General features: G+C 68.7%; 11 protein-coding genes and 2 pseudogenes. 5 read left to right on the forward strand and 8 right to left on the reverse strand.

The window, feature by feature from the left end; translation table 11 throughout:
• Positions 1-652: 652 nt before the first annotated feature.
• A complete protein-coding gene (gene mobF / locus OP79_RS50935) occupies positions 653-2,620 on the reverse strand; it encodes a MobF family relaxase (protein ID WP_078492525.1) in 1,968 nt (655 codons plus the stop codon).
• Between the two features lie 814 nt (positions 2,621-3,434).
• On the opposite strand from mobF, the gene OP79_RS47815 reads away from it, so the two are divergent.
• Positions 3,435-4,640 (forward strand): NAD(P)/FAD-dependent oxidoreductase, encoded by a 1,206-nt coding sequence (locus OP79_RS47815; protein WP_033329510.1) that lies wholly within the window; start codon positions 3,435-3,437, stop codon positions 4,638-4,640.
• 33 nt (positions 4,641-4,673) lie between these two features.
• Positions 4,674-5,048 (forward strand): annotated as a pseudogene (locus tag OP79_RS47820) (sigma factor); the annotation flags it as partial.
• On the opposite strand, the pseudogene OP79_RS57810 reads toward OP79_RS47820, so the two are convergent.
• Both OP79_RS57810 and OP79_RS47825 read right to left on the reverse strand, forming a co-directional pair.
• A pseudogene (locus OP79_RS57810) lies at positions 5,044-5,280 on the reverse strand (MFS transporter); the annotation flags it as partial. The pseudogenes OP79_RS47820 and OP79_RS57810 sit on opposite strands and share 5 nt — an antisense overlap.
• Before the next feature lie 58 nt (positions 5,281-5,338).
• Entirely contained in the window at positions 5,339-5,992 is a 654-nt protein-coding gene (locus tag OP79_RS47825) for a TetR/AcrR family transcriptional regulator (protein WP_051745848.1), read from the reverse strand.
• A 134-nt stretch (positions 5,993-6,126) separates the two neighbouring features.
• Here OP79_RS47825 and OP79_RS47830 point away from each other — a divergent pair, with 134 nt between their 5' ends.
• The 3 genes from OP79_RS47830 (at position 6,127) to OP79_RS57820 (ending at position 7,852) form a co-directional block, all read left to right on the forward strand.
• Complete coding sequence (locus tag OP79_RS47830) at positions 6,127-6,876, forward strand: NADPH-dependent F420 reductase (RefSeq protein ID WP_033329512.1); 750 nt, start codon at positions 6,127-6,129, stop codon at positions 6,874-6,876.
• A 305-nt stretch (positions 6,877-7,181) separates the two neighbouring features.
• The gene (locus tag OP79_RS57815; RefSeq protein WP_033329513.1) at positions 7,182-7,400 is read left to right on the forward strand and encodes an alpha/beta fold hydrolase; all 219 of its coding nucleotides are present in this window, start codon (positions 7,182-7,184) and stop codon (positions 7,398-7,400) included.
• 20 nt (positions 7,401-7,420) lie between these two features.
• A complete protein-coding gene (locus OP79_RS57820) occupies positions 7,421-7,852 on the forward strand; it encodes an alpha/beta fold hydrolase (protein ID WP_051745850.1) in 432 nt (143 codons plus the stop codon).
• A 556-nt stretch (positions 7,853-8,408) separates the two neighbouring features.
• On the opposite strand, the gene OP79_RS47845 is transcribed toward OP79_RS57820, so the two are convergent.
• The 5 genes from OP79_RS47845 to OP79_RS50185 form a co-directional block, all read right to left on the reverse strand.
• Positions 8,409-8,594 carry a hypothetical protein gene (locus tag OP79_RS47845; RefSeq protein WP_033329514.1) on the reverse strand — a complete coding sequence of 62 codons (186 nt, stop codon included), beginning with the start codon at positions 8,592-8,594 and terminating at the stop codon, positions 8,409-8,411.
• A gap of 3 nt (positions 8,595-8,597) precedes the next feature.
• Positions 8,598-9,392, reverse strand: coding sequence for an IS21-like element helper ATPase IstB (gene istB, locus OP79_RS47850; RefSeq protein WP_033329515.1), 795 nt, complete (start codon positions 9,390-9,392; stop codon positions 8,598-8,600).
• Positions 9,389-10,534, reverse strand: a complete 1,146-nt coding sequence (locus OP79_RS47855; protein ID WP_245685736.1) for a Mu transposase domain-containing protein — start codon at positions 10,532-10,534, stop codon at positions 9,389-9,391. Before OP79_RS47855 ends, istB begins: the two co-directional genes overlap by 4 nt.
• Positions 10,535-10,570: 36 nt before the next feature.
• Positions 10,571-11,365 (reverse strand): SDR family oxidoreductase, encoded by a 795-nt coding sequence (locus OP79_RS47860; protein ID WP_033329516.1) that lies wholly within the window; start codon positions 11,363-11,365, stop codon positions 10,571-10,573.
• A gap of 1,142 nt (positions 11,366-12,507) precedes the next feature.
• Entirely contained in the window at positions 12,508-12,891 is a 384-nt protein-coding gene (locus OP79_RS50185) for a GNAT family N-acetyltransferase (protein ID WP_245685737.1), read from the reverse strand.
• Positions 12,892-13,093: the final 202 nt, after the last annotated feature.

A 13,093-nucleotide genomic window follows, 5' to 3' on the forward strand; every position in this document is an offset into this window, starting at 1 on the left:
TGCGCGTCGGTCAGTTCGTGTCGCCGCACCATAAGACGCGCCTGCCCGGCCCCAGCACTGATCCACCCACCCCAACAAGAGCCATCAGAAGCGCCCTAGCGGCTTTATGCCGTGTACGCCACCGTTCAAGGTGAGCACTGCCTGTTTCCCCTGTCGGTGTTACTGTGCGCCGGTTTCGCGCCCTTATGGCCGGGCTGTGGCGGTGGTTCTGCATCGGACAGTCGCGAGCAAGGCGGTGCGCGAGCGGTGGCAGCAGCGCAGGAACGCACCGCCGCGGTGTGCCGATACCGGAGCTCGCAGCGCGGCGGGGGCTGTCGCCGGGCTGGGTGCGGCAGGTGCCGGCCGGACGGAAGCCGCCGACCGTGGAGGAAGCCGCGTGGCCACGCACGCGAGTGGGCCCCGACCCGGCGGCGGATGCTGTTGGCGAATCCCGCCGACGGTGGCAGGCGCTCGGCGGTCCGGGAGATACGAGCGACGGAGTGTGACACTTTCTGGGAAAGTGTCACACTCCGCATGCCAGTGACATGGCAGCAGCGGATTCGCCAACAGCATCCAGGTTCGTGGTCCAGGGAAAACGCGCGCGGTGCGCATCGTGGGGGATACGCCGTATCCCCCACGGCGATACGGCGAATCGTCGGCGCGCCGGACGCGGTTACTGGCGCGCACCGGGACTCTGGCCGGGGCCGGGCTGGTGCGGTTGATGCGCGCGCTGGTCATCCTCGCGGTGCGCGCGCGGCGCGCTGGCCTCGTCCTGGCGGTGCGCATCGGCAGCGTCCTGCGCACCCGGTGCGCTGCCGGTGGCGGCCCGGTGCGCACGCCGGTTGGCGTCCTTGCGCAGCGCGGCGAGGTGCTGCCCGGCGCGGCTGAGGTAGCCGAGCTGTTCAGCGGTCAGCTCCAGGGCCTCCAGGTCGGTGCGCAGTGCCGCGAGGTCGACCGCCGGGGGCGGCTGCTCCTGGGCGAAGAGGAGCAGCTGCTCGGGCATCGCGGCCTGCTGGTGCACCACGACGTCGTCGTACAGGGCGCGGCCGGTGCGGCGCGCGGCACGCAGCCGGGCGCCGAGAACGGTGGAGGCGATGACCACGCGGTCGTAGAGCAGCGGGACGCGTGGGATTGTCCCACTCCTCCGGTTCCAGGGGCAGGCGGGGCGTGTCCGGGTCGCCGGGGCCGACGGGGGGGGCCGGTGGTCGGCCTCGGGTTCGGCGTCCGGTGGGCGGCGGCGGGTGGGCGGGTCGGTCAGGGGCCAGCGGGCGGTGTAGAAGCGGTAGGCCGGCATACGGCCGCGCAGTGTCTTCGGCTCGCTGATGTCCAGGCAGTGCGTGGCGATGGCGGCGTCCACGATCTTCTCGTCCAGGCCCAGTTCGCGGCGGCGGCCGCGCAGGACGAGAGCGAGGTGACGGCGGGCTTCGGCGAGCAGGTGCCGGCGGTGGAAGAAGCCGTCCTTGTTCATCACGAACACCATCGCGGTGACGTCGACGACCGCCAAGGCGACGTCGACCACGGCGGCGACCCGGGCCCGGATCGCCGCCGCCGCGGCGCGGGCGTGCTCGAGGAGGGAGTTGATGACGTCGACGGCCACCCCGGAGGTGAGGATCGCGCTCGTCTTCCACCACGCGCGCAGCTGGGCGAGCGGCCGGGTCTGCTGCTTGGGCGGGCGGGTCATCTTCGCCGCGATCCGGTTCAGCTTGGCGCGGGCCTGCTCGGAGACCTCGGGCGCGAACTTCAGGTTGCCGTCGTCGTCGACAGCGGTGACGTACTCGTGCTCCAGGTCTGCCCGGCAGGCGGCTATCTGGTCGCTGCGCTGTGAGATCCAGCGGATCAGCTCGTGCGGCACCCCGGCGATCTCCATCACCGGGCGGCGCCCGGCGGTGACGGTGCGCGGCTCGGAGGCCGGCCCCAGCGCCTCACACACCTCAGCCATCACGATCTCGTTGTAGAGCGCGGACGCGGCGACGGTGTTCTCGAACAGGACCTCCGAGTGGACCGATCCCCACTTCCCGTCCAGACGCTGCCCCTTCACCGACAGCATCAGGTGGTCATGGAGCAGCGGCATTCCCGACCGTGCCTCGTAGTGGCGGAAGCGGGCGGCGACCAGGCCGTCGGGCGGCCGGACCTGGTAGATGCCGTCCTTGCCGAAGCGGATCACCGCCACCTGGTCCTCGATCCACTCCAGCACCCGCGCGATCGCCCGCTCGTGCGCGGCCTCGATCACCCGCCGGGTCTCGTCATCACCCAGCGCCCACAGCAGGTAGACCGTCGGCTGCGGACGGAGGACGAGATCGGCGCCCGTGACCTTTACCCGTCGACCGAGGGCGCCGGCCTTCCATGCGGCCTTCGGTGACTTGCCCGCGGCCAGCTGGTCGGCCTCGATCAGATCCGCGTGCGGGTGCCGGCCCCTCTCCCCGAACAGGTTCCGCAGCTGCGCCTCGGTGACGACGTCCCCGGCGGCCAGGCCGAGGGCGGCGAGTCCGCGGCCCATCCATTGACCAGCCGGGACACCGGCCTCTTCCTGAGCCTTGGCGAGCGGCGTGCGCGCAGGGCGTCGGCCGTCGCCGACGACGACCTGGCGCAAGTAGTAGCGGTACATCTGCCCGGCGGTGATCAGCGCGATATCCATCGTCATTCAGGCCACGCCACACGGCCCTGACCTGCAAGAAAAGGCCAGTCGGCGTCCTCTCCCGCCAGGCGGGAGCAACGGCCCGACTTTCTTTCCGAGCGCCCGTCAGGCGGAAAGCGGCTCCAGTCGACGCGCGAGTGTCAACGCTCTCCGGTCGGGCTCCACCACCACCCCGCACCCACACCAACCGGCACCCACGACGTCCTCAACGGTCCCTGACCGAAGGCGGTCTTGCGGGCTGATCATCAGCACCGCGCAGAAACTGTGGGAGGACAAGGCCGCGCTGGGCAAGTTCCTGGACGTCGTCCGACGCAGCGAGGGGTTCGTCAAGCTGGCCGACACGCTGGAGCAGTCCGAGGTCCGGCCCGCGAAGCCCTCGTTCTACGGCGTGCAGAGCAGGGAGTTCCAGGAGTAGTTGGACAGGCGGGCGCGAACGTCACCGCCTCCGTCCCGCGCGAGGGGCTGCGGCCGATGTGCGACCGGGACGCGGTCGAGCTGGACGACGATGACGACGGCCGCGAGGACTGAACGGGCTATGGCTGGGACGGGATCAGGGTGATCGTGACGCGGCGGTACAGGTACCGGCTGAGCGGCGCCGTCGGGGCCTCGCCTCTGTTCTCGGCCGGCCATCGGTCCTCACCGGCTTCGCGACAGCGGCACCGGCACCGGCCAAGCAGGTGGCGGCGCCGGTGGCGTCCCGGCGGTCGGGCCGGAATCCGTCCAGACGGCCCCGCCTGCGAAGTGATCTGACTCACACGCTGTCACAGGGATCGATGAGGCGGTGTCTTGTGCTCGAACCGCTCGAAACGAGGGAGACATCATGGCTGAGAACACCGATGTGGTTGTGATCGGCGGCGGGTACGCCGGCGTCATGGCGGCCAATCGCCTGACGCAGCGCGGCGACGTGACCGTGACGCTGATCAACCCGCGCCCGTCCTTCGTCCACCGGGTCCGCCTGCACCAACTGGTGGGCGGGACCGGCTCCGCCGTCGTCGACTACCAGGAGGTCCTGGCGGAGGGCGTCCGGCTGGTGGTCGACAGCGTGACGCGGATCGACGCGGCCGGGCGCGGTGTGGAGCTGGCGAGCGGTGGTGCGGTCGGCTACGACTACCTGGTCTACGCGGTGGGCAGTGGCAGCGCCGACCCGCAGGTGCTCGGGGCGGCCGAGTTCGCCTACCCGATCGCCAGCCTGGAGGAGGTGCAGCGGCTGCTGCCGGTCCTCGATGGCGCGCCCGCATCGGCCGCGGTGACGGTGGTCGGAGCTGGTCCGACGGGCATCGAGACCGCCGCCGAGCTGGCGGAGCAGGGCCGCAGCGTGACCCTGGTCTGCGGTGGGGTGCTCGGGCCGTACTTGCACCGGCGGGGGCGGCGTTCGGTGGCCGGGCGGCTGGCGGCGCTCGGGGTGAAGGTCGTGGAAGGCCCCGACGCGAAGGTGACGGCGGTGTCGCGTGATGCGATGCGGCTCGCTGACGGCCGGGAGCTGCCGAGCGCGGTGACCATCTGGACCGCCGGTTTTGGCGTGCCGGACCTGGCCGCGCGCAGTGGGCTGAGTGCCGATGCGCTGGGCCGGCTGCTCACGGACGAGACGCTGACCAGCGTGGATGACGAGCGCATCGTCGCGGCCGGGGACTCGGCGGCGCCGTCGGGCCTGCCGCTGCGGATGAGCTGCCAGGCTGCGATGCCGCTGGGTGCGCGGGCCGCCGACACGGTGCTCAGCCGGTTGGCGGGGGAGCAGCCCGAGACCCTCAACCAGTCGTTCGGAGCGCAGTGCATCAGCCTGGGCCGGGGCACCGGCATCTTCCAGTTCGCCAACAGGTCCGACGTCGCGGTGTGGTTCCACATCGACGGTCGCCTCGGCGCGAAGATGAAGGAGGCCGTGTGCAAGGGCATCGTGAAGCACCTGACCGATGAGGCGCACAAGCCCGGTGGGTACAGCCTGCACCGCATGAAGGGAGGCGCCGGGCGCCAGAAGGCGCTGGATGCCATGAGCGGCGAGGCGCCGGTCGACGTCGAACGGGTTTCCTAGGTCCGGGCCGGCCGAGGGGGAGATGATCAAGACATGAGTGATGCTCACGCCATTGACCGGGCGACCGAGACATTCGTCGCCCACCGCAATCTGCTGTTCACTGTCGCCTACGAGATGCTCGGCTCGGCGGCCGATGCCGAGGACGTCCTGCAGGAGACCTGGCTACGGTGGGTCGAGGTCGACCTGGAGCAGGTGCGCGACCAGCGCGCGTACCTGGTCCGGATCACGACCCGGCAGGCGCTCAACCGGCTGCGCACGATGTCGCGGCGCAAGGAGTCGTACGTGGGCCCGTGGCTGCCGGAGCCGCTGCTGACCGCGCCGGACGTGGCCCAGGACGTCGAGCTCGCCGAGAGTGTGTCGATGGCGGTGATGCTCGTCCTGGAGACGTTGTCGCCGACCGAGCGGGCAGCAGTGTGCAGAACGCGACGATCCCGGCCTTGGCGGCGCTGCCCGTGCTCTGCAGCACGAACCACGGCACGCCCATGTATGTAAGGCAATTCCCTGCGATCGAAACGAGGTTGGCGGCAAGAACCGTTGCCAGAGGACGGCGATCAACCGTCCCGAAGTCTTCGGACACTACGGTGGTCTCCCATAAGGGGAAGCGCCCACCGTGAACGAAGCAGGTCAGAAGCTGTGCCATATCCCCTCGGTCGGTGACGCCCTGTGAGAACCGGCCTCGGGGAGCATCGCCGTCGCCCCTACCGGACCGTCGGCAGCAAGGAGTTGTGGACGAGTGCCGGGGGTAGGGGTCCGGTGCCGGTGGCGCACATGCCGTCGAAGGTGAGCCGCAGGTAGCGCCGCCAGGCCGACGGATCGGCAGCCAGCAAGGGTGCGGCGGTGTAGTACACGCCGCAGATCAGCAGCATCACGTCCTGCCCGTTCAGATCCGCACGGAGTGAGCCGTCGCGTTGCGCCCGCCGCGCCAGTGACCCGGCTGTTGCGATCAACTGCTCCTGTCCGGCCTGTATCTCCGGGTGCCGAACATCCGACACCATACGAAGTGCCTCCGCGAGCGCCCGGTTGTTTGCGTAGAGATCGACGCCCGCGCTCATGAACTGCAGCAGGGCGGCGTCCGCGTCGGCCTGCTCGGCCTGCTGGCGGCCCACTGCCACCAGCCCGTCGATTTCCTCGCTGATGATCGCGGCGAACAGGTCCTCCTTGGTGGGGAAATGCCGGAAGACGGTTCCCTTTCCGATACCCGCCCGTGCTGCGATCTGTGCAACGGACGCTTCCGCGCCGTGCTCGGCGAACACCTCCGCGGCAGCCTTCAGCAGCGCCTTGCGCGTCCGCACCGCGTCGGCTCTCATCCGTCGCGCGGGCGGCGCTGCAACGGCTTCTTCTTCAGTGCTCATGGGTCCACTCTACGCAACATGACCGAGCGGTCCGTTTGGGTGGTACGGTAGTTAAAGTGACCAGCCGGTCCGGTTATGGTTCGTGGCTGTGGCCGGTCCGGCATTTCCTCATCCCATTTGGAGAACAGAGCACCATGAGCAAGACACTCGGCTTCATCGGCAGTGGCAATGTCGGCGGCATCTTGGCCCGCCTTGCTGTCGCCGCAGGCCTAAACGTCGTCCTGAGCAACTCCCGCGGCCCCGAGTCCCTCGCCGGTCTCGTCGCCGAACTCGGCCCCCGCGCCCGGGCGGCCACTCCCGCCGAGGCCGCCGAGGCCGGGGACCTGGTGGTGGTGTCCATCCCGCTGAGCGCCTACGAGAAGATCCCGGCAGAGCCGCTGGCGGGCAAGATCGTGATCGACACGCTGAACTATTACCCGGTGCGCGACGGCCGCATCGCCGAGCTGGACGCGAACGAGCTGACGAGCAGCGAGCTGGTACAGCGCCACCTGGCCGACTCCCGTGTGGTCAAGGCGGCCAGCAACATCGTCGTCAGCCAGCTGTTCAGCCTGGCCCGCCCCTCGGGTGCGCCGGACCGCAGTGCCATGCCGATCGCCGGCGACGATGCCGCCGCCAAGGCGGAGGTCGTGGAGTTGCTCGACATCCTCGGCTACGACGCGGTGGGCATCGGCACGCTCGCCGACAGCTGGCGCAGCGAACCAGGCACGCCCGTCTACTGCAAGCCCTACTTCGGGGAAGTGCCCAAGGACGTGAGCTTGGACAAGACGATGGAATGGATCTACCAGGCCCCGGGCGTTCCGGTACCTGCCGACCGGGTGAGGGAACTGACCGCCACGGTTGTCCGGCCCGCGGGCGGCAGCTTCTCGATCGACGACTGGATCTGAGTGGAGAGCATCGCGGAAGAGGTGGAACCGGAACTCCTGAGCGGGTCCGGACACCGACCCACCGTGGGGGTTCCGGCCGCCGGCGGGGAGACAGACGCCTGCGGCCGCCGCCCCGGCTGCGACTGCTGCGGCTGAGCCGGCACCTGCACGAGGCAGAGGACCCCGGCCCGCAACCCGTCACCGACCTCCCACGGCTTCCGCCGCGGCTGGTCACATCCCCCAGAAAACACGGGATTACGTACATCTCCACCGTGCCACAACACGATCTTCCTGCAAGGACCCCTAAAAAAGGACGTAACACCGCCATGAACGCTTTCACCACCGCCGTAGCCGTCGGGTCGGAGGAGCCGCTCAGCCCCGGCTACGACGCGGCGACCAAGGACGACGCCGAGTTCAACAAGCTCTTCCGGCACGGCTTCACCACCATCGACGACGTACAGATGCACTACGTCATCGGCGGCGACGGCCCGCAGGTCATGGTGCTGCTGCACGGCTGGCCGCAGCCCTCGTCGGCAAGAACCTGAAGTTCGCCACCCTCGAATCGATGTTCTGGCACTTCTCCTTCTTCCTGCAGAATCCGCTCGCCGAGGAACTGGTCACCGGCCGGGTCGAAACCTTCCTCACCTACTTCTTCCAGAGTGTGAAGACCGCCGGCGAGAACGTCTCCGACGACGAACTCGCCGAGTTCGTCCGGGTGTACTCCCGCCCCCAGGTCCTGCACGCCGGCTTCGAGCTCTACCGGACCCTGACCCAGGACGAGGCCGACAACACCAAACTCCAGGACACCCCGCTGACCATCCCGGTCCACCTGATCACCCAGGCCGGCCTCGCCGACGCGTTCCTGCCGCCCCTCCAGGACGCCGCCCCCCACGCCACCTCCGCCGTCGTCCCCGGGGCCGGACACTTCCTCCTCCACGAAGCACCCGACCACGTCCTGGCCGAGATCAACGCCTTCTACCCCAACCCCACCCCCTGACCAAAAAGCACCACACGACCACACGACCACACGACGTCCAAACCGTCCGATGCCAGAACTCGCGCGGTCCCTGAACGGCGACCTCGAAAGCCGGCACACCGAGGCCAACGTCAACGGCGCCTGACGACGTCTCAGCCGGATCACACCTGCCGGCATCCGCGTACGAGTGGATCCGCACCCCGGTCGGGGAACACGTCAAGGTGCAGTCCGCGAGCGGTGGGACGGGCGTGGCGACCGCGCTCGGCGGCGGCGCACCGATCCTGCCGGTCCGGCCCGGTGAGCTGTCCGGTCCGTCCCTGGGTGTCACGCTGGAGGCGTGGGGTCCGGCGGGCGGGCCGGTCCGTGGGCAGACCGCCGAGCTGGTGATCACCCGACCGATGCCGTCCATGCCGCTGCAGTTCTGGAACGACGCAGGTGGCAGCCGTCACCACGACGCCTACTTCCCCGCCTACCCGGGAGTGCGGCGGCACGGGCGCTTGCCCGCAAATCGTCCACGCCGGGAGCGACGCTGCCGCGAGTGCCCGCCGCGTGGCGAAGCCCATTCTGAGGACCCCGGTCAGGCGTGCTCCGCCGTGCGCTCGATCCGGGCGAGAATCCGGGCGGGGCAGGGACAGCCGCAGCGGCTGATGCGCCCCGTCGTGTGCGAGACGGGGCAGTCGAGTTCGTGGAAGAGGACGGCGTCGCGTCCTTCTTCGTCCAGCCGGGCGTGGACGAACGAGGCCAGCTCGGTGGCTGTGTCCATGGTTCAGCCGGCGTCGGCGCGTTCGGCCTGGGCTTTGGTGTGGGCGAGGCGGTAGGAGTCGGTGCCGGTCTCGATGATGTTGCCGCCGAAGGTGATGCGGTCGACGATGGCCGCGCAGAGCCTGGGATCGGTGAACGTCTTCGTCCACCCGCCGAACGACTCGTTCGAAGCGATCGCGACAGAATTCTTTTCCTCACGCTCCGTTAAGACCTGGAAGAGGAGTTCGGCGCCCCGGCGGTCGAGTTCCATGTAGCCGAGTTCGTCGATGCACAAAAGATCGACGCGTCCGTAGCGGGCGATGGTCTTGGCCAGGACCTTCTCGTCGGCGGCCTCGACCAGCTCGTTGACCAGCTTGGTCGCCAGGACGTACTTCACCCGGTATCCCTTCATCGCGGCCTCGGTCCCCAGCGCGATGAGCAGATGGGACTTGCCCGTGCCCGAGTCGCCGATCAGGCAGAGGGGGTGGCCCTTGCGGACCCATTCGCAGGTGGCGAGGGTGTTGATGGTCGCGGCGTCGATGTTGGGGTTCGCGTCGTAGTCGAAGGCCCGCAGTGACTTCTCGCGCGGGAACCCTGCGGCCTTGATGCGCCGCTCCGAGCGCCGGCGGGCCCGGTCGTCGCACTCGGACAGCAGCAGTTCCGCCAGAAAGCCCCGGTAGGACATCTGCTCGCGGGACGCCGCCTCGGCGAGGTCGGGGAACTGGCCGCGGATGGTGGGCAGCCGCAGCATCCGGCACGCCTGGTCGATGGCGGTGGTCGCGGCTTCCTCGGTCAGCCCGCGGTTGCGTTTGGCGTTCATGTCGCTTCTCCCTTGCTCGGAGCACTCCCGCCGCGCCGTCGCAGCAGCTGGTCATAGGCGGCAACCGAGGGCAGCGGCCGGGTGTCGGGCGGCAGATGGGACAGCCGCCAGTCGGCGAGAAAGGTGACGGTCGCCCGCGTCGGCCCGGCCGCTGCGGGCTCTGGCGGTGGTGAGGGCATCGGCTGGTCCGGCAGGTCGCCGTCGGCGATCTTGCGGGCCTCCAGCGCGACCGCGTCCGCGGTCAGCGCCCCGGCCCGCAGCGCGACCGCGAGCCCGGCGACCAGGTGCTCGTGGCTCATGTGCCGGGCCAGCAACAACACCTCGATCAGGGCCTTGGTGCCTTCCTTGTCGCCGTGGGCCGCGCGGGCCGCGTCCCACCAGTCGTCATGGACCGGCGTGAACCGGCCGGCCGAGCGGGCCTGTTCCAGGGCTGTTGCCCCGGGGAAGGCGCCTGGCTTGCGGACCAGGGCCTCCAGGTAGTGATCGAGCACCAGGCGCGAGCCGCCCTGCGTGCTCAGCCTTTCGTGGCGGGCCACTTCCCGGCCGTCGTCGAAGACGATCAGCTCGGAGGCGTGCAGCAGCACCCGGAGTGTCTTGCCGATCAGCCGGACCGGCACCGAGTACCGGTTGGTGCGGACCGTGGTCTGTCCGTAGCGGTCGACCCGTGGGGTGAACCAGCGGCCCGTCTCGAACGGTTCGACGGGCAGCGGTTTCAACTGCGGCCGTTCGACGGCGAAGTACTCGCCGATCGTCCGGGGACGGGAGCGGATGCGCCGGCCCTCGTCCTCAAGGTCCCACCGGTCGACCATCTCGTTCAGCTCGGCGAGGGTGGCGACCTCGGGGACCGGCACGAAGTGGTTGCGGCGGAAATAGCCGATCTGGCCCTCCACCCCGCCCTTCTCGTGGGCGCCCTCGATGCCCGGACGGCAGTAGAAACTCTCGATCCCCCAGTGCGAACGAAAAGCGATCCACCGCTCCGGCTCCGTGCGCTGCCGGGAGAAGCCCAGGACCTGGGCGACCGCCGCTTTCAGGTTGTCGTAGCGCACCTTGCCGCGGGGCACCCCGCCCAGCACGGACAGCGCGTGGACATGGCCTTCGAAGGACGCCTCCTGGCCGCAGGAGGCCGACACCCTTCTCTGCACTAACTGAACCCTGAATCCTCAGGGCTTCTAGGCGGCCTACGCGGTTGTGGCGATGCCGCCGTCGACGGGGATCACGGCGCCCGTTAGGTATGCGCCTGCCCGGCTGGCGAGGAACACGGCGACACCCGCCATGTCGTCGTCGCGGCCGATCCGGCGTAGTGGGGCCGACGCCGCGATCGCCTCGCCGAACTCATCGAGGGTTGCAGCCATCATCGTCGACGGGAACGGTCCCGGCGCCACGGCGTTCACGGTGACGTGCTGCGGTCCTAGTTCCTTGGCGAGCACTCTGGTGAGTTGATGCAGCGCGGCCTTGCTGCTGGAGTACGAGTAGTTGGGCCGCTGGGGGATGTGGATGGCGGCGATGCTGCCGATGTTGATGATCCGCGCGGGATCGTCGGCGGTGCCCGCCCTGCGAAGTGCGGGCAGCAGCGCCTGGACTAGCCAGAACGGCGACTTCAGGTTGAGGTCGACGACCGTGTCCCAGGCCGCGTCTGGGAACGTCGCCAGCGGCTCGTCCCACATGGCGCCCGCGTTGTTGACGAGGATGTCGAGACGCTCCGAGTCGGCGGTGACGAGGTCGGACAGTCGCCGACACTCGTCGTGGCGGGACAGGTCAGCGGGGATGGCCCGCACCTCACCGAATTTGGACAGCTGTTCCTGCGCCTGAGCGCACGCTTCTGCGTTGCGTGAGCTGATGACCACGCGGACGCCCGCCTGGAGAAGGCCACGCGCGATCATCATCCCGATGCCTCTGGTGCCACCGGTGACGAGCGCGCGCTTTCCACACAGATCGAAAAGTTCTGCATGCGTTGTGAATTGGTTGTCTACCACTTGCCGCCTTTCTCGTTGGTCGTGCGGGATGATGCGTCGACGCGTCGGGGGTTCGGTTCAGCTGTCGGTTTTTTAATCACGACTTTGCCGAGGTCGTGGTGGCTGACCGTAGAAGAAACTCATGCCCATGCAGCCGATCCCGAGAGCCGAGACTTCGAGGTTTTGTCCTAATTTGCGTTGTTGCATTGGAGATGCTCCTGGGGTATCGGTCGTCTGGCTCCCGCTTATTTCGTGTTTAGCCGGGAGCCGGTATAGAAGTTAGGCAGCCTTCCGGGACACCGGCGAGACCCTAGTGATACCGGCATGCCCTCAACGCTATGGCCTTGGCGTGCACTCCAAGCAAGCGGAACGGGTAAGAAATCGGCAGGGTGCTCCCGCGGGGCGGCGGCCGCACCCCTGGGTGCTGTCGAGCCGCGGGGCCGCGCGGGCATGGCCTCGACTGCCTGGGTAACGCTGTGCGGCATGAGCCCCTGCCCGACGAGCAAGAGGCCATCCGTGACGCTGCCTGCATCATCGCGGAGTACAACGCTCGGATGGAGGAGCAAGCCCGGGCGTACGAAGAGGGCCATCACTGATCCGGACCAAGGGCTCATACTGCTCCTGATGCCTCACCCTCATCAGTAGAGGCATCAGGAAATTCCTCTTGTCCTGTCACGCCACGCCGGATCCGCTCACGCTCAATATCGGCAGCGATTCGTGCACGCTCCGTCTCGTGCTCTTCCTTGATTACCGTTCGTTTGGTCTCGCGTTCGCTTCCGCGACTCGACACCAGCGACTTCGCACCACGGAATCGAGCGCCTGCTGACCAAAGTGCGGAACTGCATTCCCGTCTCCGTCAGTAGCACCCGGCCGTAGATGCCATTGACCATGCCGAACAACGCGGTCATCGAGAAAACGCCGAAACCGCCAATCCACACCCCCGGTCCGGCGCCCGCGCCCCCAGACCGACCGCCACTGTCCCACCGGCAAGGATCAGCATGACAAAGCCGGTGCACCACCAGCTCTTTCGCCGTGCGGCATCACTGTGGCCGATCAAGACATGGGCCATGTTCCTGATGCTACTGACCGGGGCGGTCAGAAGAGCGGACGCAGCCAGCGAAGCATTGGCCCGAGCATCAGGGCCTCGGCAGTCCGCCCACCCATCAGCCGTGCGGTTTGCCTTCGTCGGCGATGCTGCGACTGCGCAGTGTCCTTTCGACGGTGAAGCCGAGTTTCTCGGCGACGGCACACGAGCCGGTGTTCCCGGCCATGGCCCACCGCTCGATGCGGTGCACGTCGAGCGTGACCCAGCCCCAGTCGCACAGGGCCCGAGCGGCCTCCACCGAGTACCCACGTCCGCGCAACTCCTTGACCGCCCGGTACCCGAGCTCCCAGACACCGCGGCTGACGAGGGTCAGGCAGTACGAGCCGACCAGGGCACCGGTGTCCTTGTGGAACGCACCGAAGGCGTAGTCCGTGTCCTCGCCCCACGGGGCGGGCACCTTCTCGGCCACGAGCTTCCCCGTGTCCGCACGCCGGTACGGCACCGGCACCCGGAATGTAGAACCGGATGTCCTCGTCCTCACAGGCTTCGTACCGTATCCACCTCGGCGTCGCCGCAGGAAGATGCAAGTTGGAGGGGAGTTAGACGCAATGCCGTTGCTTTTGCTGTGGGCGTAGGCTGGTTGGGAGTCGGTGCCGGGGGTGGTGCGGGTGGCTGCGAGTGCGTCTGACTTATCGGGTCTTGGC

This window comes from Streptomyces yerevanensis, from assembly GCF_000716805.1.
GTDB classification, from domain to species: Bacteria; Actinomycetota; Actinomycetes; order Streptomycetales; family Streptomycetaceae; genus Streptomyces; species Streptomyces flaveus.